The organism is Phaeobacter sp. JH20_34 (genome assembly GCF_048056095.1).
In the GTDB taxonomy this organism is placed as follows: Bacteria; Pseudomonadota; Alphaproteobacteria; order Rhodobacterales; family Rhodobacteraceae; genus Phaeobacter; species Phaeobacter bryozoorum.
The window spans coordinates 19305-45592 of sequence record NZ_JAYMWT010000001.1 but is presented as its reverse complement, the minus strand read 5'-3'; the positions used below and the strand labels follow the sequence as shown (position 1 = coordinate 45592).

The following is a 26288-nucleotide window of genomic DNA, read 5'->3' as shown; positions in this document are numbered from 1 at the left end:
CCGCTCCGGCTCCGCGGCCTTCAGCTCTCCCGCGACAAGGGTAGACCAACATGCGAGCGCGAGCCCGATCGCGGCAATACGAGCAGGGCAACGATGGCGTACAATTCGGTAGACTGAAAACATGGCATCACTTTCTTCGTTACCGAAACACTCGCAGGAGACGCGCTACCAGCCGATGGTCGCGTCTGGGCGGGCATCTTCTTCGGGAACAACAGGTTTCAGGTCGATAACCGGGGTTCCGTCGATGCAGTCCAGTCCGCTGATCGTCAGCACGCCATCGGACTGATCCAGCAGTTGCACCGCGCTCAATCCAATGGGATTTGGCCGGTTTGGCGCGCGGCTGGCAAAGATGCCCCTTGCGACCTGACTACCTCGCGCCTGGCGTACCAAGGCGCTGCGGTCGGACTTATGCAGCCAGTAAAGAACCCAAAGATGAGAGGCGAGCTCGATGTTATGCAATGCAGCCTGATACTCGGGCGCCACTTCAATCCGGCTGGTTGCCGGGTTGCGACGTCCTGACATCGGGCATTCTTTGACCTCTGCAAATCCAGTGCGGATCACACCGATCGGTCTGATTTGAAACGTGTCGGATGGCACAGTCAGTAATTGCATCACATCAGTCATGGCGTCTCGCAATCGGTCGTGGGGAGGGAAAGGGCTGGCGGACCTGAGAGCACAGGTCTGGGCGGGCCACCGTCGAACGGTTTCCTTCTGATATGACGCAGTCCGGGCATCGTAAAATCGAAATATCGGATGCGTGACCTCCATTTTTCTGAGGACACGCTCTAGTTGTTGAGGAACCTTAAGGTCAGCGGAGCCTTTGGAATTCATGAGACCCCGTCTCCGATAAAACGATTGGCTTCGCACCCTGATCCGGAGGCATATCGTGTCCTGATAAGCGACCAGAGGACCCTCAGACGCATGACCGATCAAAGCCACCCCGCAGCCCCGAAATCCACACCGCCAATGCCGCCGACAAGCCACACGCTACCGCAGCTGCTTCGTACGGGGCGATCACTGTGGACATTGCTGCTGATCTTCGCCTGTGCCGGACTCGCGGCGCTTGCGACCTGGGTCCACCTCGCCCCGGATCTGGCCATCGTCGCGGCACTCGCGGTGAGCGCAATCGGTTTGTGGGCGACTGGCCTCGTCCCTGAATATTGGACCGCTCTGGCGTTCTTTCTCGTCGCCGTCGTATTGGGAGTTGCTGCACCTGAGACGATATTCTCGGGCTTTCACTCTTCTACGTTCTGGTTGCTATTCAGTGGCCTGGTCCTCGGTGCCGCGATCAAGCACACGGCCCTCGACAAGCGGGCCGCCAGCGTGCTGGCCCTGTTGCCCCTGCGCAGCTATGGCGGCCTGCTGAGTGGCATTGTCGTCTTCTCGGTCGCGCTGGCCTTTGTCATGCCATCCTCGATTGGGCGGATCATGATCCTTCTTCCGATAATCTCCGCCTTGGCTGAGCGCGTCGGTTTTGGTCCGGCATCAAATGGCCGGACCGGGATGCTGGCGGTTGCTACATTCGGCACCTTTGCTCCGGCCTTCACCATCCTGCCTGCAAATGCTCCGAACATGATCCTCGTCGGGATGGCGGAAACCATTTACGGACTCAATATCTCCTATTTCGATTATCTCCTGCTGCATTTTCCGGTGCTTGGCGTTGTGAAATCGGCAGTCTTGGTCGGGCTTGCGCTGATAATGTTCCCCGACCGGATACCGCCCCATAGCGTCGCGCCGACAACCACATCTGAACCATTCAGCCGGCAGGAGCGGGCGCTGAGCCTGGTACTGGCGCTTTGCCTGTTGCTGTGGCTCACGGACCAGATCCATATGGTGTCACCCGCATGGGTGGGTATGGCAGCTGCACTGATCTGCCTGCTGCCTGGCGCGAATCTCACACGCAAGGGGTGCATCAACACCGATCTGAGCTATGGGGCCTTGCTGTTTGTCGCCGGCATCATGGGGCTGGGCGCCGTCATTTCGTCGGCGGGGCTGGGCGAAGCCGTGGTTGGTGCGGTCACTGGAACGGTTGCCTTTGCCGCGGATTGGCCGGTCTGGAACACATCTATCCTGATCGGGCTGTCGACACTGGTCGCGATGATTACCAATCTGCCCGGTGTCCCGGCCGTAATGACTCCGCTCGCCGGTGAGCTGTCAGAAGCCACCGGCCTGCCGTTGGAAACCGTTCTGATGACGCAGGTTGTGGCTTTCTCAAATGTCTTCCTACCCTTTCAGGCGCCGCCGCTGGTCGCTGCCATTCAGGCCGGAAACCTTCCAGCCAAAGCAATAATCCGTCTTTGTCTCAGCCTGTTCTTCATCAGCCTTCTGCTGCTTGCCCCACTGGATCTTCTGTGGTGGCACCTATTGGGCATGCTCTGAGTTGCTGGCCATCTGACCGCGTAGAAGGCGCCCCCAGAAGAAAACCTGAGGGGCGCCTTCGGGACTTTCGATTTGTACGAGCGGCCAAAGCATTTCTACCTATAGCTGCACTTATCACGGACGAGGTACTCCGATGTTGACCCTGACCCCTTGGCGCCACCAGTTGCTCTCTCATGCCTCTATCGCAAGTTTGGCAACAGCCGCTCTTTTCTCTGTTAGCGGACCGGCGCAGGCTGAGCTGGCTGCCGATTGGCAAGAAACCGCGATGCGTTTCGTCGTTGAGGAAAAATGGCCCGGCGCGCAGCGCCAGCGCACGCTGGCGCTGCTGCATGCCGCCATGTTTGACGCTGCAAACGCCGTTGATGGCGCATACCATGCCTATGCCTACGACGGTGCGCAGGATCCGACTGCGGACAGACGCGCAGCGGTAACGCAAGCGGCCCTGACCATAATGCAGCAGCTGATGCCCGAGCGCGCAGCAGATCTGGCAATGGCGGCTGAGACTGTCCTCGCCGAGGTGACAGATTCAACCGCCCGCGCAGCGGGGATCCGGCTCGGTACCGCAGCTGCGCAGGCGGTGTTGGACAAACGCGCCGCCGACGGCGCTGATTTCGCAAACGACTTCACCCCCGGACCAGGCGAAAATGGCATCTATCAGCCGACCTCCGAACGTCCGATGGTTGCTCCGAAAATTCGACATATGCAGCCCTTTGCACTCACCTCCGCAAAGCAGTTTGATGTCCCGCCACCGCCACAGCTCGACAGCATGCAGTTCCAGCGTGATCTGGCAGAAGTCGCGCAACTCGGCGGCTCCACCTCGCAAACCGATCCTGATCTTATCGCAATCGCGAAGCTTCACGCCGGGTCTGGATCAGGCGCCTGGAACCAGATCGCCCGTGACAGCAGCCGCGCCTGCGCCCTGCCACTGGTGGAGGAAGCGCGAACCCTGGCGCTGTTGAATATCGCATTGACCGACGCTCTGGTTGCCGGGTTCGATGCCAAATACACCTACCAGTTCTGGCGGCCGGAAACCGCGCTGGCCGCGGTTGGCAACGGGTACGATCATCCGCAGCTCGACACCATGGACGGCTGGACGCCGCTGGTGGCGGCGCCGATGCACCCGGAATACCCCTGTCAGCATTGCACCAGTGGCAGCGCTGCCCAGCAAGTGATGGAAGCGGTATTCGGCGCCGATGAGTTCACCTTTAGCTTTGAAGGCAAGGATGGCTATAGCCGCAGCTATCAAACCTTTGCCCAATTTGCGGAGGAAGAAGCAGAATCGCGGGTCATCGGAGGGGTTCATTATCGACGCTCCAACACGGTCGGCGACATGCTGGGTTATCAGATCGGCAGCTATATCAGCGCTGCGTTTCTGTCACCCGTAGCCTCCGCACAGGCCGTGAGCGGCGGGGGCGGTGCCGATTGCGCCGGTATCCTCTCAACCAAATTGTCGCAATAATCCCTCCCCCGCAGCAAGTAATCTGCCTGCTGCGGGGCTACGGCCGCGGTGCTTGATCCGGTCACCGCACGTATCCAGCCAAGGAGCCAGACCATGGCGCAGCCTAATTCTGCACAGATGGCCGCTTTCTTGAGCCTTGGGCTGGTCCTGATCGGCGATCCAGCCATCGCCCATGAACCCTGGCTGCTTACGCCTGACGAAGTTCTCTCGCTTTCTCAAGCGACGGTACCGGACCTGTTTCGCAGTCCGATCCTGCTGATCGGCTTTGCGTGTCTTGCCGCAACCGCCATCTTTGCGATGGTCCTTGCCGGGCAAATCCTGCGCCCATTGGAGGACCGCATCTGTAAGCCCCTGCAGAAATGCAGCGCCGATTGGGGGACCTTATGTCTGCGGATCGGACTGGGAACGACGGTCGGTCTGAACGCGCTTGGAGGTTTGCCGCGCCACGGAACCGAGATGTGGAGCACGCCAACGCTCTTCGTGCCAGACATGCAGTTGGCTCTGATCCCAGGTTGGGACTGGCTGGCCCTGCCTGCACTGATTTCATCGGTCTTTCTGGTGCTCGGTCTCGGCACACGGTTCGCCGCCTTCGGCATCTTATGTCTTGTCGCCCTTGGCAGTCTCCTCTTCTCGCTCGATTTCATCGCCTACTACGGCTTCCATTTCGCCGCCCCCGCGCTGTTGCTGCTGCATTTTGGCGGCGGGTCACTTAGCGTCGATTATTACTTGCCGCCAGGTTTCCCTGCACTTCTTCCCAATGCCCCCGGTTTGGTCTGGTGTCTGGTTCAAGTCACCATGGGCGGAACTTTTGCAACCATTGCCATCCTAGTGAAATTCCTTCAACCGACGCTGCTGATCGCCATACTCGAGCACGGCAACATGTGGTTCTTTGGACTGCCGCTGCCGTTTGTCGCGCTGATCATGATGGCAATCGAGCTGGTCGCCGGTGTGCTGTTGGCGCTGGGGCAGCTCATCCGGCCAATCGCAGTATTCCTTCTGTTCGCCTTCACCTTCTTTGCCGTCAGCCTGGCAGAATCTCCGCTGCTGCACGGCAATCTTTACGGCGTCTTCCTGTTTTTCCTGCTGCACGGTGGGGCGCCTGTCGACCTATTGAGACGGCCGCATCGCCTTGGTGCACCCCAGACGGTATGAGAATAGATGTTGAAATTCGTCTTCAGCGTCAGCATGCTCGCCTCGGCCCCGCTGATTGCCATTTGCGCCGGTCTGCCTCTTGTGGCGATGATCGACGAGCTGCCGGCAGCACTCTTCGCCACCCTGCCAGACGATCACCCGCTACCCGAGCTTGATGTTACAGCGAGCTACACGCCAGTCGAGGGCTGGCATCTGAAAATCGAGGTTGAGAATTTCGTGTTTACCGATCTTTGCATCAGCGAGGCCAAGGCTTTGGCCCGCGGCCATGCCCATGTCCATCTGGGCGCTGAGAAGATCGTAACCGCCTACCAGCCTCATATCGTGATCGGGCATCTGCCAAGCGGGACGCATGAGATCACCGTCTCGCTGCGGGCGCAGGACCATCGCGTTCTGGGGCGACCGGGGGGAGGCATGTTTGTCAAAACGCTGTTGATCAAAGCTCCCTGACAGGCACCAAACGGCGCAGCAGGTGCTGCACCGTATCACCTCAGATTACATGCTGCAGGCTAACAAGCCGAAGGCAAACGGCTTTGCAGAATCTGCACCACCTGCTCCGGATCAGGGAGCGAATGATGCCCATGCTGGATCTTTAGCAAGGGATCGTAGTTCTCGCGCCATACCGGCTCAAAAACCTCATAACCGTCCTCGCGCAATTGCATCACGTTCCGGCGGACCGCGGGTTTTTCCCACATGGGGCCACCCATCACAGGAAAGAGCAGAACCGGGAAAGTCGCCGCAAGGACAACGGTGGTCAGCCGGTTCTGCGAGGACCCGTGCGCAATCGCCGAAAGCGTGTTCGCTGTAGTCGGCAGGATGGCGAGAATGTCATGATCCGCTACAATACGCCCCGGCTTGTCTGTCGGCCAGTCCTTCGGGTTATCGCCACTGATCACCCGATCAAGGAACAGTGCAACCGCGTCCATGTTTACAAATTTCGTCGCTGTCGGAGTGAACAGCGCGGTCAGTTCACAGTCGATCTCATTATTGATTGCTCGCAGATAGAGCGGCAGCATTGTGGCATCCAGAGAGCCGGTAACGCCAATCAGAATGCGCGGGCGTGACGGGGTGTCGATCTCGGTGTTCGTCATCGAAAATATCCTATCTCAGTTGAATGTCTGATTATTCAGCGGGCTGTGTGACAGACGCCTCTGGCCTATCCGATGCGACAACAGCCACCGCCGCGGTGCCGGTCCTCTCCTGCGGAACAGGCGGCCAGGTCTTCATCACCAGCGTCAGCAGATCAAAGCGCGCCACAACCGCACCGCAGGCATTCAGCACGCAGCAATCCCATCGCACATCGCCAAAAGGCGCAGAGGCACGCGGCGTGATCTCCTTGCAGGTCACGCGAACATGCAGGCAGTCGCCAAAATATACCGGCGCATGAAAGCGCAGATTGTCGGAACCAATATTGGCCAAGACTGGGCCCGGTGCCGGATCGACAAGCAGCCCATTCGCAAAGGAAACGACCAGCTGGCCATGCGCCACACGGTCGTCAAAAAACGGATGCGCACGCGCGGCCTCCCGGTCCATATGAGCGTAGAAGACATCACCGGTAAAATGGGCAAACTGCTCAACATCCTGTTCGGTGATCTTTCTTGTCTCGGTGATTAGCTGGTCGCCGATGCGCAGTGTTTCCAGTGACTTGCGGAACGGGTGACCATTGCGTCTGGTTTCAGCGCCCTCGACCCAGCGCCCCGTCAACGCCGTCAGCAACTGCGGCGGTGCGTGAATTTCTGTCCGCATCATATAGGCCGCAACTGTGCGGCGAATATCCTCGGCACCGCAGACCTGACTGTGATGCGTAGCGGAAAAGAGACGCGGAACGGTTGGATCGGTTGACAGCTCCAATGCCTGACGCGCCATTTCGCTGCCGCAAATTCTGACCTGGCCTTCTGCGGAGGTCAGACAGGCGGCAGCCTCCTGCGCCAGCGGACTGTCATTGGTAAAGACGGTCGAGAACCGCGAACAGGGCGCCAGATTGGCCAGAGCAATCGCATCACATAGGCTGTCATAGGCCATCACGGTTGCAACCGGCCCCTGCACAAAGGTCTCGTGGATGACAGAGGACTGGGCAGGCTGGCGACAATGCAGCAGCACTGGTGCGAGAAATGCCCCCCCTTCCGGTGTCGCCGCGAGGATAGGCCCGGATACCACATCGGCGGCGCGGCGCAGCTCGGCAAGCGCGTTCTGAGCCGTCTTCAGATGCGCCCGCGACACCAATGGGCCCATCTGCGTAGCGGGGTCATCCGGCTGTCCAATAACGATCTCGGATAGGGTTTCGACCAAACGCTCCACCACTTCATCCTCGCGGTAGCGCGGCAGCAGAATGCGACGCACCGCGTGACGCCGTTGACCCGCCCGCAGGATCAATTCGCTGCGGATCTCGCGGAGGAAGAACTCAAATTCCGGGCTCCCGGGCGCGACATCACTGCCTAGGATCGCCGCAGACAGACCTGTCTCACAGGATTGAAAGCGCACCAGACCTGCGGCAATCCCTGGGTGCTGTCGCAACTTCCGGGCGACGTCGCGCCCTCCGGCAAAGCTGACCGCATCACCTGCGGCCAGATACTCCAACACCCCGAGGGGCGGACAATAGAGCAACTGCACTGCGCCAGTTGGCAGCGTTTGGCTCTGATGGATCAGTTTTACCAGACGTTCGCTCACACAGGCGGTGGCGGGATCAGGGCAGATGATGCAGGGCACACCGGCGATCAGCGCGGGCGCGATCTGCTCCAGCAGCCCCGATACCGGGCTATCCAACGCGGTGATATGCACGGCAACGCCAGCAAGCGGGGCCAATATCTGTTGTCGACCGGTTGCGCCGACCGGTCCGATAGCATCTTCAAGATGCAGCACAGGGGCATTGGGCAGGGATTTCAGCGCCTGACCTGCCAGCGCCGCAAGACGCGCTATGCCAGCGTCGACGTCGAGTAGGCAATCGTGCCGCGTCGCACCGATCGTCAGGCTCTCACGATATAGCCCTGCGCGGCTGTCGTTCAGAACCCGTGCTAGCGACCGCAGCCGTTGCGCGCGATCGTGGAATCCCATGGCGCGCAGCGCCGACCCGCCAATCGCACGTGCATAGTCGACCGCCTCTCGCCCGTCATCAGCACTGAAGGACAGGATCGCATTCGGTCGATCGGTCGCAGCATTGGCAAGGCTCAGTGTCTCACCCGAGCGATGCTCCCATTTATCCGCAACCAGACTTTGAAGAAAACGGGGTCGTTCTACATGATCTGTCAAGTCAAAGCCCTCTTGCTGCTGCATCGCGGGAGTTTCCGGCTACCTGACAGCAGGACGCCACATGGCTCATCCGATCTGCATCAGGAAAGTCCGGTCATTCCGTCCTAAGGTCTCAGCCAAAGCCGGTGCCACATCCAATCGAAAGTTCGAAAACAGCGCCTCAGGATTTCTGAGGCAGACCTGCGCAGCCGGCTTGATCAACGGGGCTCCAAAACGCGCTGAGGGGAAGCCTCAGGATTTTCGATGTGCAATTTTGACCGCCCGCTGCCAGCCTGCGCAGGCTTAAACAAGCGCCGCCATAATCTACCTATTAATCCGAGGGAACAGGCAATGACCGGAACCGGAGCCTCTCGATACACGCAGGAGACAACCATCCCCAGCAGGCCGACAGGTCCCCGGCATATTTGTGTCGCAGGCGCCTCCGGTCTTGCAGGCGCGCATATTACCCGCGCAGCCCTTGCACTCGGTTGGCGCGTGACCGGTACACTGCGAGATGCGACGGACAGCTCAAAAACCATTCACCTGATGGCCCTGCCCGGTGCCAAGGAGCGGCTCCGACTAGTCTCAGCAAATACTGCTGATCCTGAGAGTTTTGCCCCCGCGCTTGATGGTGCCGACACATTGGTGATCGCCTGCCTGCCCTCCATCCGCAAGGCGCCTGATGGGACTGCTGCGGGTGACCTGGATCGGGAAACGGGCCTGGAGCATTGCGTAATACCCGCACAATCAGCCTGTCACAATCTGATCGAAGCAGCACATCTGAGCGGTATTTCCGATATCGTCCTACTGTCGAGCACGGCATCCGCCGAGCCAGAGAACGCGCCCCGGATCAAAAATGAACTGCGACACCACTCCGATTTCGAGCTTCAAATCCAGCAACGGAAATTCATCGCCGCACAGAAAACGGCAATGGAAGTTGCGGCGGCGCGCCTTGCACAGGACCGGGCTTTGCGTCTGATTATCTTGCTGTCAGGTATGATCGTCGGACCCGGTGTTCTGCCCTGCCATGATCAAGGGCATATTCTGGTGCGCCTCCGTGAGATGGCGGTCGGGGCGCATCCTTGGCATCATCAGACGCCAAAGGGGTCCATGTCGCTGATCCATCCCTCCGATCTGGCGGCGCTCTGTCTGGCCGCCTTGCAAAAACCGGGGTCCGAGGGACGTTATTTCGCAGTCGCCAGAAGTTGGCAATGGACCGAAATCTACAGCGAAATCGCCAAATTTGTTCCAGTAGGTGCCTTGCCAACCGCTGTCCCCAAGGGGACAGATCCCGTGCCGCCGACGCAGTTTGACTTCACCAGACGCGACAGTCTTGCAGTGCCACGGCACGGGTTGGCAGCTATGATCGCCAGCTTCTTTCACTGGTTGGATCGTCATGACCATCCAGACTTCGGCAAGGTTACCGCCGGCGCGCATCCGACAGGGGCTACCAACCGGTAGCGGCTATCACCGGGCAAGATCAGACCGCATCGCTGAGGTCGGGAAACATGTGGCCCGCCGCCCAGCCGCCTCTTGCCAGCGGCCGATCGAACGACGGGTCTTGAACCCCGCGAGCCCGTCGGCGCCGCCGACGTCATGGCCAAGTCGCTCCAGCCCGCGCTGCATCGCCGCGACGTCAGATCGCAACATGTTGTCGACCTGTCCCCATTGACCTTGGAAATCTCCGACACCAAACTGAATGCGGTCACCGACATGCCCCACAAAAAGCGCATAGAGGTCGCTCTTGTTGTAGTCTTTCAGCACATAAAAGTTCGGGGTGACCAGAAACGCGGGACCATTCCGCCCAGCGGGCAGCATCAGAAAGGCAACGCCGTCTTGTTCATGCTGCGGAAAGGGCCGTCCAGAACTACGCCGGACACCCAGCGCTTCCCAGTCACGGATGGTTTGCCCCTGATCCGGGCCTTCTAGGGCACATGAAACCGCATCCGGTAGGGAAACCTCAAACCCCCAGTCTCGCGATTTGTCCCAGCCATGGCGCGCCAGATAACCACCGATAGACGCAATTGTATCTGCCTCGGAACGCCAAATATCAGCACGACCATCGCCGTCGCCGTCTTCGGCAAACTTGAGAAAACTGGAAGGCATGAACTGAGGCTGGCCCAATGCGCCAGCCCAGCTGCTCTTCATCACATTGCCCGGCGCATGCCCGGCCTCGGCGATCTGCAGGGCTGCAATCAATTCCTGGCGAAAATAGGGAGCGCGGCGGCTCATGAAGCCCTTGGTGCCCAACACCTCAAACACATTGTGAGGGATCTTCACCTGACCATAGCCGCTCTCGCGCCCCCAGATCGCCAGAATAATCCACCCCGGTACTCCGGTACGGCGTTCGGTCTGTTGCAGGGCAGCTGCATGTCGCTTCGCCATCCGGCGTCCGACCGACGTCGCACCGTCAACGGAGCCGCGATTGAAGTAGCGCCCCGGCGCGCCAAATTCCGCCTGACGCTGGCGACGGGGAGGGTTGGCCTTAGTGCCCGGGGGGACCAGATCCGGCAGATCCCAGTTCAGTTTCACCCCGGAAATCGCAGTATCGAAGGTCGTCCGTCGAACGCCGGCAGCCTGCGCCTCGGGCCATATCTCATGCAGCAGCCAGCGCTGAAACTGGCCCTCAACCTCTGCACGATCCAGAGCCGATGCGGCCCCCAAGGGGAGCACGCAACAAAACAGAAAACACAGTAAACGAGCCACCACGCTCAACCCTCCCGCCAATCGCAAAATGAACGCGCAACAGGCTGCCCTATTGCCGTCGGAACTCGTCAGACGCCCGCAGCCGCCAGTGGTCATTTCATCCGGCGGAGACCGGAACTTCAAGGCTGACTTTCTTGCGCCCCATTACAACCGAGGTCCGGAACCGTCGCACATTTGAGTCTTCGAAAAACAATCGTTTGGTCAGTTCTTCAAAGGCCTCCATATCAGATGCGGTGCAAATCAAACAGAAGTCCGCTTCGCCGGTCAGATAGTAGCACTGCTGGACCATCGGTTCGGATCCGGCCCGGCGGGTGAACGCGTCGATCTGATCAAGGCGCTCACGCTCCAGCTCGACCATCACCACAAATGTCATGGGCATACCAACCTTGGCTGGATCGACAAGCGCGATCTCACCGGTGATCACCCTGCGCTCGCGCAGTGATTTCAGCCGCCGCTGAACCGAGGCCGCAGACAACCCTGCCTGAACCGCAAGTGATTCCAGCCCAAGCCGTGTATTGCGCTGCAGGAGTGTCAGCAGGGTCACATCAGCCTTGTCGAGTCTTTCCCCCATACTTGCCCCTCATGATGCAAGAATTTCTCGTAATGTACCCAAATTTGATCGGAATACAGCAACAACCTTTCCTAGACTGGCCCCATGAACAAGATCAATGTCACGCTCGACCCCGCCCAGCCCCAGCAGATGCTGACCGCCTGCCCGGCCTATCGCCCCTCGCCGCTTGTCCAGCACGAGGTCGACGGTCAGCAGGTGTGGATCAAGGATGAAACCAACAGAATGGGTCTTGGGGCCTTCAAGGCGATGGGCGGTGTCTATGCGGTAGCGCAGCTGCTGATACGCGAAACCGGTCTGACAGCGGCGGATCTGGCCAGTGATCGCGGGCGGGCCGCTGCTTCAGGGGTTACCTTCGTCTGCGCCAGTGCCGGGAACCATGGCATGGCCGTCGCCGCCGGGGCACGTCTTTTTGGCGCTAAATGCCGGATCCACCTGGCCAAGACTGTACCTGAGGATTTCGTGCAGCGGCTCCGAGCAAAAGGGTCTGAGGTGATACGCTCCGGCGCCACCTACGAAGAGAGCATTGCAGCGGCTATCAAGGATGCCGCAGAAAGTGGCGCAGTTCATCTCGCAGATGGTTCCTGGCCCGGCTACACCGAGCCACCCCGACTGGTGATGGAGGGCTATACGGTCATTGCACAGGAAATGCGCGACAGTTTTGCGCGCTCTGGTCAATGGCCGACCCATGTCTATTTACAGGCCGGCGTCGGCGGTCTGGCCGGTGCTATAGCTTATATGATCCGTGCAAACTGGGAAGTTCAGCCTGAAATCATCGTTGTTGAGCCGGATGCCGCGCCCTGTCTTCAGCATAGCGCGCGGGCGGGCGAGATTGTGACGGTTGAGGGTCCGGTCTCCAATATGGGGCGGCTCGACTGCAAGACACCCTCAATGCTTGCCTATGAGATTCTGTCAAAGACCGCTGATCGCTATTCCACTATTTCCGATAGGGCCGCTCTCAGCGGCGTTGATGCCGCCGCAGACCTCGGAATCCCCAGCACCCCGTCGGGAACAGCAGGCCTAACCGCCCTTTTGCATGACATCAAGGTTGGCACATACCCTGAGATGCGCCCATTGGTGATCCTATCAGAAGGCAGGGTCGAAGATGCCTGATCTGGATCTTGTCGCCTTTCGTCGCGATCTCCATATGCACCCGGAGACCGGGTTTGACCTGAACCGCACCTCCGATGCGATTGCGAAGGTGCTGGAAACTGCAGGATTGCAGGTCACCCGCGGGATCGGCGGGACGGGGGTTGTCGCCACGCTCCGACGCGGCGGGGACACCACGGGGGTTGCTCTGCGTGCTGATATGGATGCGCTCCCGATTGAGGAAGCCACGAACCTCTCCTATCGCTCGCGAACGCCCGGGCGATTTCATGGCTGCGGTCATGACGGGCATAGCACGATGCTCCTGGGCGCTGCCCTTCGCCTTGCAGCTGACCCAACATTCGACCGCACCGTCCATTTTCTGTTTCAACCAGATGAGGAGAACGGCACAGGCGCGGCCGCGATGATTGCCGATGGTCTATTCGACCGCTTTGACATCAGCCGGATCTACGGACTGCACAATATGCCGGGGCTGCCAATCGGCCAGTTCGCAACCCAGGCCGGCCCTTTCTGTGCCTTTGAAGATAACTTTGAAATTAGGATTACTGGGCGCGGCGGCCACGCCTCGATGCCTGAAAAAGCGATTGATCCGATTGTGACCGGGGCCGCAATCGTGACCCAGCTGCAGACCATTACTTCGCGCTCCGTTTCTGCCCGGGATCATTGCGTTGTCTCCGTCACGGATTTTGAAACCGATGGTGCGCGCAATATTCTGGCGAGTAACGTCGTAATATCAGGGGATTGCCGTGGTTTTGAGGCAGATGTCTCTGCCAGGATCGAAGAGAGGATGCGGGCCATTGCCAATGGGATCTCCATGGCACATGGGGCCATCTGCGACGTGGACTACTCCACGTCGTTTCAGCCTCTGGTCAATGAGCCGGAGGCCACAGCGCGTGCCGTGGCTGCGGCTGGACGGGTCGGCAGCGTTGACCCCGCTTACGGGCGTGTCGGGTTTTCGGAGGATTTCGCCGCGTTCCTGCAACATCGGCCCGGGGCATTTGTCCTGATGGGCAATGGCACAGAGGGTTCGCACGCCATGCCGTTGCACAATCCCGGGTATGATTTCAACGATAATGCCATCGACGGGGGCGTCTCCTATTGGTGCGACTTGGCCCGCTCAGGATAATCCGCTGCTATTGCTCGGCTCAAACGGCAAGGTAAACACCACCCGCATGCCATTGGAGCCATCCACCTCGGTCGTCCCCGCATATTTCCCAACCATGCTGCGGATCATCCGCCAACCGAGCGACCCGGACCGCTCGGGCCTGGCATCACCCTCAGCCAAACCATGCCCATCATCAGCAATCACCAGCCGCAATGCCTCGTCCTGCTCTGTCAGTTCGATCAGGATTTCCCCATGATCCCGCCCGATAAAAGCGTGCTTGTAGGCATTTGTCAGCAACTCGCCCGCCAGAAGGCCCAGGTCAATCGCCATCGAGCTCGGGATTTCGATGTCATCGCCGCGAACTGCGACCGCCACCTTAAGGGCCTCTGAGTTGAACGCTCCTTCGGCATTGGCCGCAACCTCCCGCAGGAAAGGCAATGCCTGCAAGTGATCGACCCGCGCGGAGCGCTGCAACTGCTCATGCACCCGGATGACGGATTGAACACGTGCCTCCAGATCGGACAGCACAGAAATCGTCTCCTCAGACTCGGCCCCACGTCGACTCATTCGGATAAGGGCACCGATCAAGGCCAGATTGTTGCCGGTGCGGTGATGCACTTCCTTCATCAGGAGATCACGCTCCGTCAGTGCCTCAAGCAACATACGGTTCTGCTCCGCCAATTCTGCGGTCGGATCTGCGCCGCGTATCTTGCTGATGGCCTCTGTCGCGGCCTGCGTCGCCTCGCTCATCTCATTGCTTCTCAACGGGCTGAGAAACAGCAGCTCTATCTCCGTACCCTCCGGGTTGCTGCGCACCGAATGATGATCCGCGAGGCGTGACAGACCGCGCAACCCCAGCCCCAGACCCGCCCGGGCTGACGCTGCTGCGGCGCGCCGTCCGCGCATGATATCATCAAGTCCCTCTATGCCCGGCCCCTGATCCGTGATGGTGGCCCGTAGCGCCACCTTGTTGCTTTCGTCCCTCAGGCCGAGCCGAACCCGCCCGCCGCTGGCATGCTGCTGTACGTTGCGCGCAGCCTCAAGCAGGGCCGTTACCGCCCGCGTCTGGGCAAACGTGCCGAAATGCAGCGCTTTGGTAATCGCCATCGCAATAAACCGCAGCCTCAGAACATCCTGTTCCGTGTCGATTTTCACCGTTATCAATGCCGTAGACACGAGGTTAGCTCTCTTTCGCGATTTTGATGACCGCCAGACCCGCGTCGTCGCGTCCACGGAAGTTCTCAGCCATAAGTTTCCCCGCAATCAGCAAGGCTGAACGCATCAGCAAAGCGGGTTTTTCGTGCAGGTCTCGTAAAGTCAGAAGACCGTCACTGTGCAAGATAACCGTATCACCGGGCAACAGGTCGATCTCGTCCGAAAACGGCGCAACCGGACCGGCACCAAGACGACCGTCACGGGTCGCAAATCGCTTAGTTTCGCCCAGTCGGGCGCGGATTGTCGCGATATTTCCAACGGCGGCGTAGGACATGCGCCGACCGTCCGCAGCCACGGCGACACAGGCCGCAACCGCCCCGCGTGTGGCGGCGATTTCATCTGAAATATCTGTCAGCGTTGTCGCGGGGGTCCGGCCTCGCCTCTGGGCAAACCCATGCACCACGGCATCGGCGGCGTCAGCAGCGCGATGTCCATGGCCTAGACCATCACAGAGGATCAGATCCAGCCGCCCGTCCGACCGCGCATTGTGACGTACACAGGCCAGATCCCAGCCGTCCCCGCAGCGCGTTTCCGCCGGATGTGTCACCAAAAGCCCCACAACCTCCATCGCGGCAGGTCGATAGGGTGTCTGCCGGAACTCACAGGCGACCACCGTGCCTTCGTCGCGGGTCGAATAGATATCGAAATGGTCCGACAGGCGCTGCATGGCGCCAAGACCAAGCCCCGCCGACTCCTCGCTGCTGATACCGTCCCGCATCATCTTTTCCAGACTGTCGATCCCCGGCCCCTGATCGACAACGATCAGCGCCAGACGCGGGCCCTCGACCCCCGGCATGACCTGCATCAGGCAGCGACCGCGCTTGGCATAGCGCAAAACATTGGTCGCCGCCTCGCTGGCAACAATTGCGATTTCCTCAATCCGGGCGCGTGGAAACCCGGCCGTCTGCGCCAGCTGACGTGCCGTGCGACGACAGACCGAAACATCGCTCGGATCGGCAAGGGGCAGCCAGTGGGTCATATGCGAGCCATCATTGTCACGCGTGTTCCTCTACCATATTCGGTCACGACGTCGAACACATCAGTCAAACGCTGCGCACCGCCAAGACCGCGTCCCATACTGCCTGCGGTGCTGAACCCGTCCCTGAGCGCCGCGTCCAGATCAGCGATACCAGGTCCATTGTCGATACACACCACGCTGATTGCGGTGGGGTCACTGTGCATATAGATACGCGCTTCGCCGCCGCCACCGTGCATGATAACATTTCTTGCAATCTCGCTGACCGCTGTGACAAATCGGGTTTTCTGACCCGCGCGTGCACCGCGTCGTTCCATCTCTCGGCCAGCCATTCGGCGCACATGAATAACGTCACGGTCCCTAATCAGCGCACATACGCCAACCAGAACACCATCTGTGGGCATCATCCCCGGCTCTGCGCCCGCAGATCACGCAGGGCATGTGTAAGGCTCAGCGCGGTCTTGCTTTCAGAAAGATCCATACCCAGCTCAACCAGGGTCATCGCGACCGCCGGACGCATACCCACGACATAAGTCTGCGCATCCAGCAGCTTGGAGACACCGGCCAGCTGCGCCAGAATACGGCCAACAAATGTATCGACAATCTCCAATGCGCTGATGTCCATCACAACAGCCCGAGCCGCATCAGCCACCACACGTTCGGAAAGCGCTTCCTGCAGATCCAGAATATCGGTATCCGAAATATCTTCCTGGATTGCCACCAGCAGCACACCTTCGACAAAGTAGATGGCCGATGCCGCAGACATGTCAGTGGTCCTTCTTTTTGACGATCGCGTAGCCGACCCGATCCAACGCATCTGCCAACCCGTTGCGAATGGTCGAGCGGGTGGTCACTTCACCGACATCAACGCCCAGCTGCACCATCGTCTGGGCAATGGTCGGGCTGATGCCGCTGATAATACATTGCGCGCCCATCAGCCGCACAGCCGCTGCCATACGCAGCATATGCTGAGCCACCTGGGTATCGACGGTCTGCACGCCGGTCAGATCAACGATCACCACTTCCGCCTCACGACGTAAAATGGTTTCCAGCAGGTTCTCCATCACCTCCTGCGCGCGCGCTGAATCCATCGTCCCGATCAGAGGCAGCGTCAGCACCTTGTCCCATAGTTCGACCACAGGCGTGGACAGCTCCTGCATCTGGTCGCGCTGCTGTTCGATGATACGATCCCGCTCGGCGATGAACACTTCGGCGCAATAGACCGCAAAGGCATCAATCACCCGGCTGATGAACCAGATTTCTTCGACAAGCTGGCTGGGAAAATCGGCGAGTTTATCTTTCAACCGGTAAAAAATCGGCGCTTTGAGCGCCAGCACAAAGGAGGCCATATCACTGGGCGTCACACCCCGTGAACTGCGCTCCTGGGTGACTTCGACCAGCACGCTGCGCAGCTCTGCCCAGGCGTCGCTGGAGAGATCAAATCGATCACCGGTCGCACCGTTTTCGATCCCCGAGATCAACGCGCGCATCAGGCCACTGGTCTGCTCGCGCCCCTCTTTATGGCTGAATAGATCGGTCCGCTGCACACCTTCATCGCTCTGGGTCGTGATCCAGGCGCTGACAATCTCTTCAAAATCATGCTGCAAGATTGTGAGTACAGTTTCAGTAGCGGTTTCGGTCATCTCTACCTCGTTTGGGCTGGGGACCCGGTATCTGACGACCCGGAAGCTCCGCTGAATTGGTCGATTGATAGCGCTCCCTTCCCCGGTCTGTAAACATAGATATTTTGCAATAACTGAGACGGCAGTGGAAATTTTCCTTTTTTTCTGTGAGGATAGAAGACTATGATCATATCCCGACACACCCCATGATCTGTCGCTCCACAAAAAAGGCAAAACATGTCCGCGCGGCAAACAGCCGCTATGATCGCCTTCGACAGCTTTCTTCTGCGCTGTTGTCTTGCCGTCGCTCTGGGGCTGCTGATCGGACTGGACCGCGAGATAAAGCACAAACCTCTGGGCGCGCGAGCCTATATGCTGATCTGCCTGGGCTGCTGTGCATTGACCATACTGACGCTTAACCTCGCCGCAGCCGCTGAAGAGGGGACAGCAGCCATTGATCCGTCACGAACCATTCAGGGTATCGTCGGCGGCATCGGGTTTCTTGGTGCTGGTGCCGTTATGTCTACGACAGAAGCGGGCAGACTTCGCGGTGTAGGGAGCGGTGCCGCAATATGGGTTGTCGGCGTCGTGGGGATTGCGGTTGGTTTTGGCTTCCTTGCCGAAGCCACAGCGGTTGCGGTGCTGTCGTTTCTCATCCTGACGATCGTGGATTGGGCGCAACAGCACCGGCCAGATCTCGACAATGCCAAGGATGACTCGCGGGACGACAACTGACCGCCGCCGACCGGGCTGGCGCAAATACTGCACCAAATCACCGATCTGACGCGAGCGGCAATTGCATCTTCTCCCCTGCACCATATCTTGAAGCAAGCAAAAGGGAGCACTGCGAATGACCACTCGGCACCCCGGTCAGCCCTCGGACCGCACAAGCGGCCATACCTCCGGGTTGAGCCGCAGCGAGGCACGCGCCGCGCAAAATGCTCGCGATCTCGAAAATCACCTCAGCTGGCTCGACAGCATCACCGGCACCGCTCTTGGCGTGCTGGCTGTCGCCTCGGGGATCTACACCTATCTTGGGGTTTCTTCGTTGCTGGATGATACCGGCGCGTTCTCGGTGATTGCGGCGCTCGCCTATTCGGTTGCGGTCTCGGTCGGGATTTTCGTGTTCTGGTCCTATATGATGCGGCTTGTTCCAACCGTACGCACGGCGGCCGCCCGCATTGGCCTTGTGCTGTCAATGGCGCTCGGTTCGCTCGCGATAATCGCCATGTCGTCCTGGCTCAACGCCGCAGCGCTCGCCGGTGCAGCCGCGGTTGAACAGCATCTGGCAGTAACTGTTCAGGACTACCAGACAGCCCTGGAACGTGCGGATGAAATCACCCAGAGCGGCCAGAGTCTTGCCCGTGACGTCGCGCGGGTGCGCCAGACCTTCGTCGACCTGTCCGAGCAGGAAGCAACCGGTCAATTGTCCGGTTTTGCCGGTCAGGGCGCGGTCTTCCGGTTGCTCCGTCAGAAATCAGATGAGCTTGCAGCGCTAGAAACCCAGATCACCAGCCAGCAACCGCTGGTCGAATCCGCCTTTGATGAAGGCAACGCGATCCTGTCTCGTATGCGCGCCCTGACGGTGGAACAAGGGCCGGTCGCGCAACGGTCGGTGCAGTTTTCCGAGGAAGCGGTTCGTCTGGCAAATGTGATCACCCAGTTGCGACAGCTATCGGTTGCCCCTCTGGTGCAGCGCGCGGCGCGGGATCTCTCCGATAGCGTCGTCACCCCCGAGCTGGACGGATCGGATGCCGCCACGCGGCAGGGCCAGCAAGCCACCATCGACAGCGTCCGACGTGTGCTGGCGCAGCGCGCCGACGGGCTGGGCGCTGCTGCTGCCGCCGTATTGGGCATGACGCCCCCGCGCGATACCACATATACGCCGGTCTCCGCAGCTGATGCGGTTATCCTATATGCGGGGAACTTTGTGCCTTCCTGGGCCGGCGCTATCGCGATTGATCTGCTTCCGGCCGTCCTGGTTCTGATTATCGCCATCACACAAGCTGCTATCCGCGCCGGACGCGAAGGCGCAGCAACCGAAGACACCATGACGCTGGCCGAGTTGCGGGCCGCCGTTGCAGCCATCCGCGATATCGACACCTCTCTCGACCGGGCTGCATCAATCACCCCTGCCCACCCCACTCCGGCCCCAGATGTGACCTCTGGCAGCTCAGCATCGGATATAGCCAATCTGGACGATAAACGCCGTGCCGACTGACCGGGCAGACCATCAGCAGGACCTGGCAGCGACAAGGCGCAGACGGTTGCCGGAAACCTGGCGTGTGCTGCGCTGGGTGCTGGCGGCGCAATTTGGGTTCGCTGCCGTATTGCTGGGCACAGATCTCGCAAAGATCGTCCCGCAGCTGGCGTGGCCATCATCGGCACCCGCCCTGACAGCACCGATTGGTCCGGGCGATCAAACCCGGCGGTATACGCCCGATCAACTGCCGGATCGCGCCCCAGCGCCGGGCAGCAGACCGCTACCCGACACCCGGGACATGCCGGACCGATTGGACATCGCAACCCCAGAATGGGAGGGTGAGCCGGTATTGACACTTACAGGGCGGATCGCCGAAGGCGACGCCGCACGGGTCGTTGCCTATCTCGACGCTCTGGAACGCCTCCCGACAGAGACTTACCTCAACAGCCCCGGCGGGTCAGTTTACGATGCGCTTGAAATCGGTCGCGCATTGCGTGCGCGCGAGATCGCCACCGTGATGACCGCCAGCGACATATGCCTCTCGGCCTGCCCCTATATTCTGGCCGCAGGTGTCACGCGACATGCTGATCCGGATGCGATGATCGGTGTACATCAGCACTATTTTGGGCAGAACACCGTGCTCCCGGCGTTTGTCGCGGTGGAGCAGATCCAGCGCGGCCAAGGCGAGGTCATGGAGTACCTTCAGGACATGGGGGTGGATCCATTGATCATGCGCCATGCGCTGGTGACGCCTTGGGATGAAATCTATCTGCTGACCACCGCCGAGCGCGCGACCTACCGGCTCGCGAGCGAGCCTGAAAGCCAAGGGTAGGCATGCCTTTTTCCAGCGGATGGGCTGGCAAATTATCGCCGTCGAAACCTTGCAGGGCGTCGATGATCCGCTAGTGTTGTCCCAAATGAATAACCAGCAGGCAGGCAGATGAGCATTTCACGACGCGGTTTCGGAATTGGACTGATGGCGCTTGGCCTCGGGGCTTGCAGCGGTGGCACGACCAGTAGCGGGACGTCAGGCAGGGCCAGCGGTCTGCCTGCCGATCTTCGCCCGGTACCAAACGCAGCCTACGACGCCTGGGTCGCAGAGTTCCGCCAACGCGCTGCGGCTTCAGGGATCAGCAACAGCACGCTCAGCACCGCCTTTCGCAGCGCAGGCTATCTGCCAGGTGTCATCAAACGCGACCGCAACCAGACCGAGTTCAAGCGCAGCCTCGAAGACTATCTCTCGATTGCCGCCTCGGACGAACGGGTGAGCAAAGGACGCGCGGCCTATGCACGCCACCGCAATACGCTCAACGCGCTGGAGCAGACCTATGGCGTCGATGCCGAAATCATTGCCGCAATCTGGGGTCTGGAGAGCTTCTTCGGAGAGCGCCGGGGCGACGTGCCGGTCATCTCAGCAACATCAACCCTGGCATTCGACGGTCGGCGCGGAGCGTTTTTTGAGAAACAGCTGATCGCTGCCCTGAGAATCTTGCAGAATGGTGACACCTCGGCAGCCCGCATGACCGGCAGCTGGGCCGGTGCCATGGGGCATACACAGTTCATTCCCACATCCTATCAGGCCTTTGCCGTCGATTTCACCGGCGACGGCCGCCGCGACATCTGGTCGGATGACCCCAGCGATGCTCTGGCCTCAACAGCGACCTATCTGGCCCGCAACGGCTGGACACGGGGTCAGCGTTGGGGCCGGGAGGTGGTCGGTTCTGCGCCAACCAGTGGCACAATCATCCAGCCGCAGGCAGGCGGTCCAAGATTTGCCGTCACCAGCAACTTCCGCGCGATCAAGCGCTATAACAACTCTGACGCCTACGCGATTGGCGTCGGCCACCTCGCTGATCGTATCGGCGGTGCGGGGCCGTTGCGCAGCAGCTTTCCGCCCGATGCCAATGGTCTAACCAAGGATGATCGCATCCAGCTGCAGAAGCGCCTCACGGCAAAGGGCTTTGACACAGGCGGTGCAGATGGTGTCATCGGACCGAACAGCGAAGACGCCATTCGTGCCTACCAACGCAGCCGCGGCCTGCCAGCGGACGGCACCCCATCCCAGGCACTGCTGCGCGATTTGGGTTAGGATATCGCCAGCTCGCAGGCATGTGCGCAGCCAGTCGGGATGTGCTTCGGCGGCAGAACGTAGATGCACCGCCGAAGCCGCATATTGTCAGAATATAAAATCACCGGCATCGAGGTCGCCGATATCGACCCCGAGAAGGGTGATCGTGTTCCCAAGACCATCCGCAATCACGGCGTTATTGCCGTCCTGCGTCAGATGGTTGTCACGAAGATCCGAGAGATCCAAAATTTCGACGACAGCTCGCAGATCAATTTTTTCTGCATCACTTCCCGCAGCAAAATCACGGACCGTATCATCGCCAAAATTACCACGGAAAATGAAGTAATCCGCTTGCGCGCCACCGATCAAAAGATCGTTTCCATTGCCGCCGAACAACCGATCGATACCTGCTCCACCCAATATGGTATCATGGCCAGAACCGCCTACCAGCCGATCGTTACCCGATCCACCATCCAGCCTGTCGGCACCGCCTTCACCGTATATCGTATCATGGCCTTGCGCACCGTTCAGAACATCCGCCTGACGTCCGCCCTTAAGCAGGTCCGACCCCCAACCACCGCGCAGCAGATCTGCTCCGCTACCACCGAATAGAACATCCTGGCCGGACCCTCCGTTGATCGTATCATCGCCAGACCCGCCACGGATAGTGTCGTCACCGACATCTCCCTGCCCCGCGATGAAGACATCATCGCCAGCCGACAGAGCGACCTCATCGCTGCCGATAGTACCGGTGAGGATATCATCGGCTTCAGTTCCAACGGGCGTTTCACCGCCCGCGATATTCATAGCATCTACAACAAGAGTCCCGCTATTGATGCCTGCAAACTCGGCGCGCAACAGGTCAAACCCCTCGGTAATATCCGAGGGTTCAATCATCGCCACAGCGTCAAGAATGGCCTGTTTTTCTGCGGCCGTAAGCTGGTCAGAGACAAATGGCGTGTTTAGCAGCTCCGCGATCTGATTGATCAGATCCTGCCAGTTGATCGACAAAATCGCCTGCTCGGCCGCGTCGATGATAATCAGAAATTCTCCAACAGTCAGCTGCGTCACATTGCTTGCGTTGAATGCTGCAAGCAAATCGGCATTACCACTATAGGCGAGCGTACCACCAACGTACTCGAGCCACTCTTCCAGTTCCAGAATATCATTCAATACTGCGTTCGGCATCTTTACTCATCACTCCAGTATCGCAAAAAAACGCGACCCCAACCGGTCAATATATCGCAAACTCAGCATAAGTTCGCGATGGTTCACATGATAAGATGCCTCGAAAATTTTAGTCAAGGATCGATATACGCGCGTTTCACCCGTATCGCGCTCATCGTATCCTTTCGGGCATCGCATCTATCCGGCCTACCGCCTGTGGTGACCGATCCCGGGCGAAGCAATTCTGATACCTCATCTGAGCTAATCAGTGAAGAATTGCCTTCCGGGGTTGAAAGCTTGGCTCGCACGGCCCAGTTAGTGAACGTACGTTCATTCAATTACGGACTTGGAATGCAACCTTCATCCACCGCCCGTCTGCAAGGCCTAGATCTTGCGCGCTATTTTGCCTTTGTCGGAATGGTCATCGTGAATTTCAAGATTGCCATGGGGGCTGAGGGGGGCAGCGGCCTCGTTGCGCTGCTCAGTACGGCGCTTGAAGGGCGCGCGGCGGCCTGCTTTGTCGTTCTTGCCGGTGTCGGGCTTGGTCTGGCGGCAAGGAGAGCAACCGCCAGCATCACTGCGACGACGTTAAAGCGTGCTGCATTTCTGCTTAGCTTGGGGATGGTGAACATGCTGATCTTTGAGGCAGATATCCTGCACTATTATGCGGTATATTTCTTTTTCGGAGCGGTCTTACTCGGTGCGTCCACAGTGCGCCTCGTCTGGCTCATCGTGATGCTGATCCTGATGTTTCCGGCAATGATCCTCGTCCTGGACTACGACACCGGCTGGGACTGGCAGCTCTTCTCCTATTCCGATCTCTGGACGATCCGTGGTTTCCTGCGCCATTTGTTTTTCAACGGCTGGCACCCCGTCGTGCCGTGGCTGGCGTTTCTCCTGGCTGGCGTTCTTCTGTCCAGAATGCCGCTGCAAAACCGGCGGTTCCAGATCTATCTGGTCTTCTTCGGAGCCATCACCTACGCCGCAGTTGAAAAGACGAGCGCCATCGCCGTCCAAAGCCTGCGCCAAGTCGACCCTGACCTGGCCGATTTGGCGACGACACTGCCAATTCCTCCTATGCCGCTCTATATGGTTGCTGGTCTTTCCACTGCATGTGTGGTGATCGGTGGCTGTCTCCTGCTTGCACCAATTCTGACCCGCATTGGCGTGATGCAGGCGCTCGCGCCCGCTGGGCGCCAGACACTGACGCTTTATCTGGCTCATATTCTGATCGGTATGGGCATCCTGGAAGAGATGGGGCTATTGGGCGGCCAATCCCCCGAAACGGCCGTGTCAGCAGCCCTTGTTTTTTGCGCTGCCGCGACGGTTTACGCTTATCTCTGGTCACGCTACGCCAAACATGGCCCGGTCGAGATGGCTATGCGCAGATTGGCCGGGTAGCCGACGACACCAACAACGCCTGCCAGAAGCAGCGCCTACGATTTGGCAAGCGCATCGACCAGATCGGCTTTGGACATGTCGGAGCGCCCCGAGATCCCCTGATCCTGCGCCCGTTCATAAAGCTCCGCCTTCGTATGGGCGTTCAAGGCAGCCTTGCTGCCCTTGGCGCGCCCGTTCTCATCCGTTGCCTTGCGGATCGCCATCATCAAGGCATCCTTGTCCATATCCGAGCGACCTGCGATATCAAGATCCTGTGCCCGCTCATAGAGCATGTCATAGGTTGGGCCACTTTCCTTGATACGCGCTACCTTCTCCTGCACATCCTCTGGTTGGTCGGAGAATTGTTCCTGGCCATCGCGGGTATCGCTCTGCTTCTTTCGGGTCGAGCGCCGGTATTCTTTTTCGGTCAGGATCATCCTCACCTCTTTTGGCAGATACCGCTCTCCGGTCTCGCTGCTATCGGCCCCGGATTTGGTCCCCCAGTCCTCCTCGCTCCATTGATTGAGGTCAGTATCTTCCTGATCGGGACCATCTTCGGCATAGGTACCACCACGGCGCTTGTATTCCTGGACGGCCAGCTGTGCCTTGCGGGCCGACCATTCCCCCGGTTCGCCGCCCTTGCCGCTTTTGGTGAGGTCTTCTTTCACTTCTTCCCAGAGTTCAGGGTCGTTTTTCTTCGCTGTGGTCATTGGCCTCTCCTATGTCAGGAACACCCATCGGATTTCAACGGATCATGCCCCCAGTTCATCAGCGAGTATCGCCACCGGCTGTTTTCAATGTCGTCCTCGGGTCCGCCCTGGGCGCAATGTCGTCTGACATAGCCAACAACCTTAGCCATGTGTTCATAGTCTTCCTGACTCAGGTCATCCTTGTTCGTGCGTTTGATCTTGACGATCCGACGTCCAGACGCATGTCCCGTCGACTCGCCGTTGTCACTGTCGCCAACCGATTTGCTCTCTTCGGTCTCCAGCCAGCGCTCCAATTCAGCAGGCGCCATATTGACGGCTGTTTTCCACTGGTCCCAGATTTCGGCTTTGCTTTTGGATGACATGACCCATTCTCCCAGATCCGCTCGATGAGAAACGCGCAAGAGCTGGTTTCGTTCCGATGGCCGGTACAGCCCGCCTCAGGTGGAGATAAACCTGACTGTGCCGAGATCGATTTCAGCAGCTGTCAGCCGCCCGGTTGCGAAGGCACCAGTATCCAAGGCGATCCGACCGTCGGCAACAGTAGGCTCAGTGACGATCCAATGGCCATGAACAACCCAAATATCATCCTTGCGGCGTCCCTTGCGGGCATCTGGGCAACCCCATAGCAGCTGTTGCCGGAATTGTTCTGACACAGGAGCGCCCGGATCCGCACCGGCATGGGCCATGAATATATTACCGGATTGGCAACAGGTGGGCAGACCCTCTACCCAAGCGATCATCTCTGGACCCATCGCTGCGCGCAGCGCAGCCGCTCCCTGCTCCAAACTGGCGGCCGATGAATGCTCCGATATGCCGGTGACACCAAAACTCGCAAGCGTTTGCAGCCCGCCATTGCGCAGCCAGATTGCGGCATGTGCAACCGGGTCGATCAGAAAATCCAGCAGCATGGCTTCATGGTTTCCCATCAGGGCAGTTGTATCCGGCCGGTTCATGAGACGGCGCAGAACTGCGGCGCTCTGTTCGCCGCGGTCGATGTAATCGCCCAGGCAGACCAGAGGCAGCGCCGGATCAAGCCGCTCCAGAAGGCGGGCCAGCAGATCGTCGCATCCGTGAACATCGCCGATAACATAAAAAAGCAATTCTGGATTGAGAGCTGCAAAATCTTGTGGTTTTCGCCGAATTCCGGTAATTAAACTTTTGAACATAATCGCTGCTCCCTGGGGGCCTGATGCTGTCATAACCGGCCAATCTGCTGGTCTAGTGTTAGGCGGGGTTGGGAGCAGTGTGA

26 protein-coding genes are annotated in these 26288 nt (G+C 59.4%); 12 read left to right on the top strand and 14 right to left on the bottom strand.

The annotated features are described in order from the left end of the window. Window positions 1-165: 165 nt before the first annotated feature. Window positions 166-612 (bottom strand): tRNA (N6-threonylcarbamoyladenosine(37)-N6)-methyltransferase TrmO, encoded by a 447-nt coding sequence (gene tsaA, locus VWZ81_RS00220; RefSeq protein WP_416541716.1) that lies wholly within the window; start codon window positions 610-612, stop codon window positions 166-168. Window positions 613-921: 309 nt separating this feature from the next. Between tsaA and VWZ81_RS00215 the strand changes: the two genes are divergently transcribed. From VWZ81_RS00215 to VWZ81_RS00200, 4 genes are all read left to right on the top strand, one after another. After that, a complete protein-coding gene (locus tag VWZ81_RS00215; protein ID WP_416541715.1) occupies window positions 922-2379 on the top strand; it encodes an SLC13 family permease in 1458 nt (485 codons plus the stop codon). A gap of 265 nt (window positions 2380-2644) precedes the next feature. Then, on the top strand, window positions 2645-3838 hold the full coding sequence (locus tag VWZ81_RS00210) for a vanadium-dependent haloperoxidase (RefSeq protein ID WP_416541714.1): 1194 nt from the start codon (window positions 2645-2647) through the stop codon (window positions 3836-3838). Window positions 3839-3886: 48 nt separating this feature from the next. Continuing rightward, window positions 3887-4990: a hypothetical protein gene (locus VWZ81_RS00205; RefSeq protein ID WP_340547619.1), complete on the top strand. Its 1104-nt coding sequence runs from the start codon at window positions 3887-3889 to the stop codon at window positions 4988-4990. 6 nt (window positions 4991-4996) lie between these two features. Beyond that, entirely contained in the window at window positions 4997-5437 is a 441-nt protein-coding gene (locus tag VWZ81_RS00200; protein ID WP_416541712.1) for a hypothetical protein, read from the top strand. Window positions 5438-5496: 59 nt separating this feature from the next. Here VWZ81_RS00200 and VWZ81_RS00195 read toward each other — a convergent pair whose 3' ends face one another. Both VWZ81_RS00195 and paaZ read right to left on the bottom strand, forming a co-directional pair. Continuing rightward, on the bottom strand, window positions 5497-6078 hold the full coding sequence (locus tag VWZ81_RS00195; protein ID WP_416541711.1) for a flavoprotein: 582 nt from the start codon (window positions 6076-6078) through the stop codon (window positions 5497-5499). Between the two features lie 31 nt (window positions 6079-6109). Beyond that, a complete protein-coding gene (gene paaZ, locus VWZ81_RS00190) occupies window positions 6110-8233 on the bottom strand; it encodes a phenylacetic acid degradation bifunctional protein PaaZ (RefSeq protein ID WP_416541710.1) in 2124 nt (707 codons plus the stop codon). A 330-nt stretch (window positions 8234-8563) separates the two neighbouring features. Between paaZ and VWZ81_RS00185 the strand changes: the two genes are divergently transcribed. Then, entirely contained in the window at window positions 8564-9673 is a 1110-nt protein-coding gene (locus VWZ81_RS00185) for an NAD-dependent epimerase/dehydratase family protein (protein WP_416541709.1), read from the top strand. Window positions 9674-9679: 6 nt separating this feature from the next. Here the strand turns inward: VWZ81_RS00185 and VWZ81_RS00180 are convergent, their stop codons facing one another. Beyond that, entirely contained in the window at window positions 9680-10921 is a 1242-nt protein-coding gene (locus VWZ81_RS00180; RefSeq protein ID WP_416541708.1) for a lytic murein transglycosylase, read from the bottom strand. A 94-nt stretch (window positions 10922-11015) separates the two neighbouring features. Continuing rightward, window positions 11016-11489 carry an Lrp/AsnC family transcriptional regulator gene (locus tag VWZ81_RS00175; RefSeq protein ID WP_340547613.1) on the bottom strand — a complete coding sequence of 158 codons (474 nt, stop codon included), beginning with the start codon at window positions 11487-11489 and terminating at the stop codon, window positions 11016-11018. An 84-nt stretch (window positions 11490-11573) separates the two neighbouring features. On the opposite strand from VWZ81_RS00175, the gene VWZ81_RS00170 reads away from it, so the two are divergent. Continuing rightward, on the top strand, window positions 11574-12599 hold the full coding sequence (locus VWZ81_RS00170; RefSeq protein ID WP_416541707.1) for a pyridoxal-phosphate dependent enzyme: 1026 nt from the start codon (window positions 11574-11576) through the stop codon (window positions 12597-12599). Next, window positions 12592-13719, top strand: a complete 1128-nt coding sequence (locus VWZ81_RS00165) for an amidohydrolase (RefSeq protein WP_416541706.1) — start codon at window positions 12592-12594, stop codon at window positions 13717-13719. Before VWZ81_RS00170 ends, VWZ81_RS00165 begins: the two co-directional genes overlap by 8 nt. Here the strand turns inward: VWZ81_RS00165 and VWZ81_RS00160 are convergent. Genes VWZ81_RS00160 through VWZ81_RS00140 form a run of 5 tightly spaced genes read right to left on the bottom strand, consistent with a single transcriptional unit; the run spans window position 13711 to window position 17532 of the window. Continuing rightward, the gene (locus VWZ81_RS00160) at window positions 13711-14874 is read right to left on the bottom strand and encodes a sensor histidine kinase (protein ID WP_416541705.1); all 1164 of its coding nucleotides are present in this window, start codon (window positions 14872-14874) and stop codon (window positions 13711-13713) included. The genes VWZ81_RS00165 and VWZ81_RS00160 overlap by 9 nt on opposite strands. Window positions 14875-14878: 4 nt before the next feature. After that, window positions 14879-15892: an ATP-binding protein gene (locus tag VWZ81_RS00155; protein WP_416541704.1), complete on the bottom strand. Its 1014-nt coding sequence runs from the start codon at window positions 15890-15892 to the stop codon at window positions 14879-14881. Continuing rightward, on the bottom strand, window positions 15889-16296 hold the full coding sequence (locus tag VWZ81_RS00150; RefSeq protein WP_416535421.1) for an ATP-binding protein: 408 nt from the start codon (window positions 16294-16296) through the stop codon (window positions 15889-15891). The genes VWZ81_RS00155 and VWZ81_RS00150 overlap by 4 nt, the downstream gene beginning before the upstream one ends. Further along, window positions 16293-16655: an STAS domain-containing protein gene (locus tag VWZ81_RS00145; protein WP_416535420.1), complete on the bottom strand. Its 363-nt coding sequence runs from the start codon at window positions 16653-16655 to the stop codon at window positions 16293-16295. Before VWZ81_RS00145 ends, VWZ81_RS00150 begins: the two co-directional genes overlap by 4 nt. 1 nt (window position 16656) lies before the next feature. Continuing rightward, window positions 16657-17532: an STAS domain-containing protein gene (locus VWZ81_RS00140; RefSeq protein WP_340547606.1), complete on the bottom strand. Its 876-nt coding sequence runs from the start codon at window positions 17530-17532 to the stop codon at window positions 16657-16659. Between the two features lie 216 nt (window positions 17533-17748). On the opposite strand from VWZ81_RS00140, the gene VWZ81_RS00135 reads away from it, so the two are divergent. The 4 genes from VWZ81_RS00135 to VWZ81_RS00120 all read left to right on the top strand — a co-directional run bounded on the left by VWZ81_RS00135 (window position 17749) and on the right by VWZ81_RS00120 (window position 21803). Beyond that, on the top strand, window positions 17749-18246 hold the full coding sequence (locus tag VWZ81_RS00135) for an MgtC/SapB family protein (RefSeq protein WP_416541703.1): 498 nt from the start codon (window positions 17749-17751) through the stop codon (window positions 18244-18246). A 115-nt stretch (window positions 18247-18361) separates the two neighbouring features. Further along, window positions 18362-19732 carry a hypothetical protein gene (locus tag VWZ81_RS00130; protein ID WP_416539552.1) on the top strand — a complete coding sequence of 457 codons (1371 nt, stop codon included), beginning with the start codon at window positions 18362-18364 and terminating at the stop codon, window positions 19730-19732. A gap of 46 nt (window positions 19733-19778) precedes the next feature. After that, the gene (locus VWZ81_RS00125) at window positions 19779-20546 is read left to right on the top strand and encodes an ATP-dependent Clp protease proteolytic subunit (protein ID WP_416541702.1); all 768 of its coding nucleotides are present in this window, start codon (window positions 19779-19781) and stop codon (window positions 20544-20546) included. A gap of 108 nt (window positions 20547-20654) precedes the next feature. Beyond that, window positions 20655-21803 (top strand): lytic murein transglycosylase, encoded by a 1149-nt coding sequence (locus VWZ81_RS00120; RefSeq protein WP_416541701.1) that lies wholly within the window; start codon window positions 20655-20657, stop codon window positions 21801-21803. A gap of 87 nt (window positions 21804-21890) precedes the next feature. On the opposite strand, the gene VWZ81_RS00115 is transcribed toward VWZ81_RS00120, so the two are convergent. Then, entirely contained in the window at window positions 21891-22970 is a 1080-nt protein-coding gene (locus tag VWZ81_RS00115) for a calcium-binding protein (RefSeq protein ID WP_416541700.1), read from the bottom strand. Window positions 22971-23300: 330 nt separating this feature from the next. Here VWZ81_RS00115 and VWZ81_RS00110 point away from each other — a divergent pair, with 330 nt between their 5' ends. Beyond that, window positions 23301-24350 (top strand): DUF418 domain-containing protein, encoded by a 1050-nt coding sequence (locus tag VWZ81_RS00110; protein ID WP_416541699.1) that lies wholly within the window; start codon window positions 23301-23303, stop codon window positions 24348-24350. A 35-nt stretch (window positions 24351-24385) separates the two neighbouring features. Here the strand turns inward: VWZ81_RS00110 and VWZ81_RS00105 are convergent, their stop codons facing one another. From VWZ81_RS00105 to VWZ81_RS00095, 3 genes are all read right to left on the bottom strand, one after another. Continuing rightward, window positions 24386-25039 carry an aspartate-semialdehyde dehydrogenase gene (locus VWZ81_RS00105; protein ID WP_340547599.1) on the bottom strand — a complete coding sequence of 218 codons (654 nt, stop codon included), beginning with the start codon at window positions 25037-25039 and terminating at the stop codon, window positions 24386-24388. Window positions 25040-25053: 14 nt separating this feature from the next. Further along, window positions 25054-25401, bottom strand: a complete 348-nt coding sequence (locus VWZ81_RS00100) for a DUF3140 domain-containing protein (RefSeq protein WP_416535414.1) — start codon at window positions 25399-25401, stop codon at window positions 25054-25056. Window positions 25402-25476: 75 nt separating this feature from the next. Then, window positions 25477-26205, bottom strand: a complete 729-nt coding sequence (locus VWZ81_RS00095; RefSeq protein ID WP_416541814.1) for a metallophosphoesterase — start codon at window positions 26203-26205, stop codon at window positions 25477-25479. Window positions 26206-26288 lie beyond the last annotated feature (83 nt).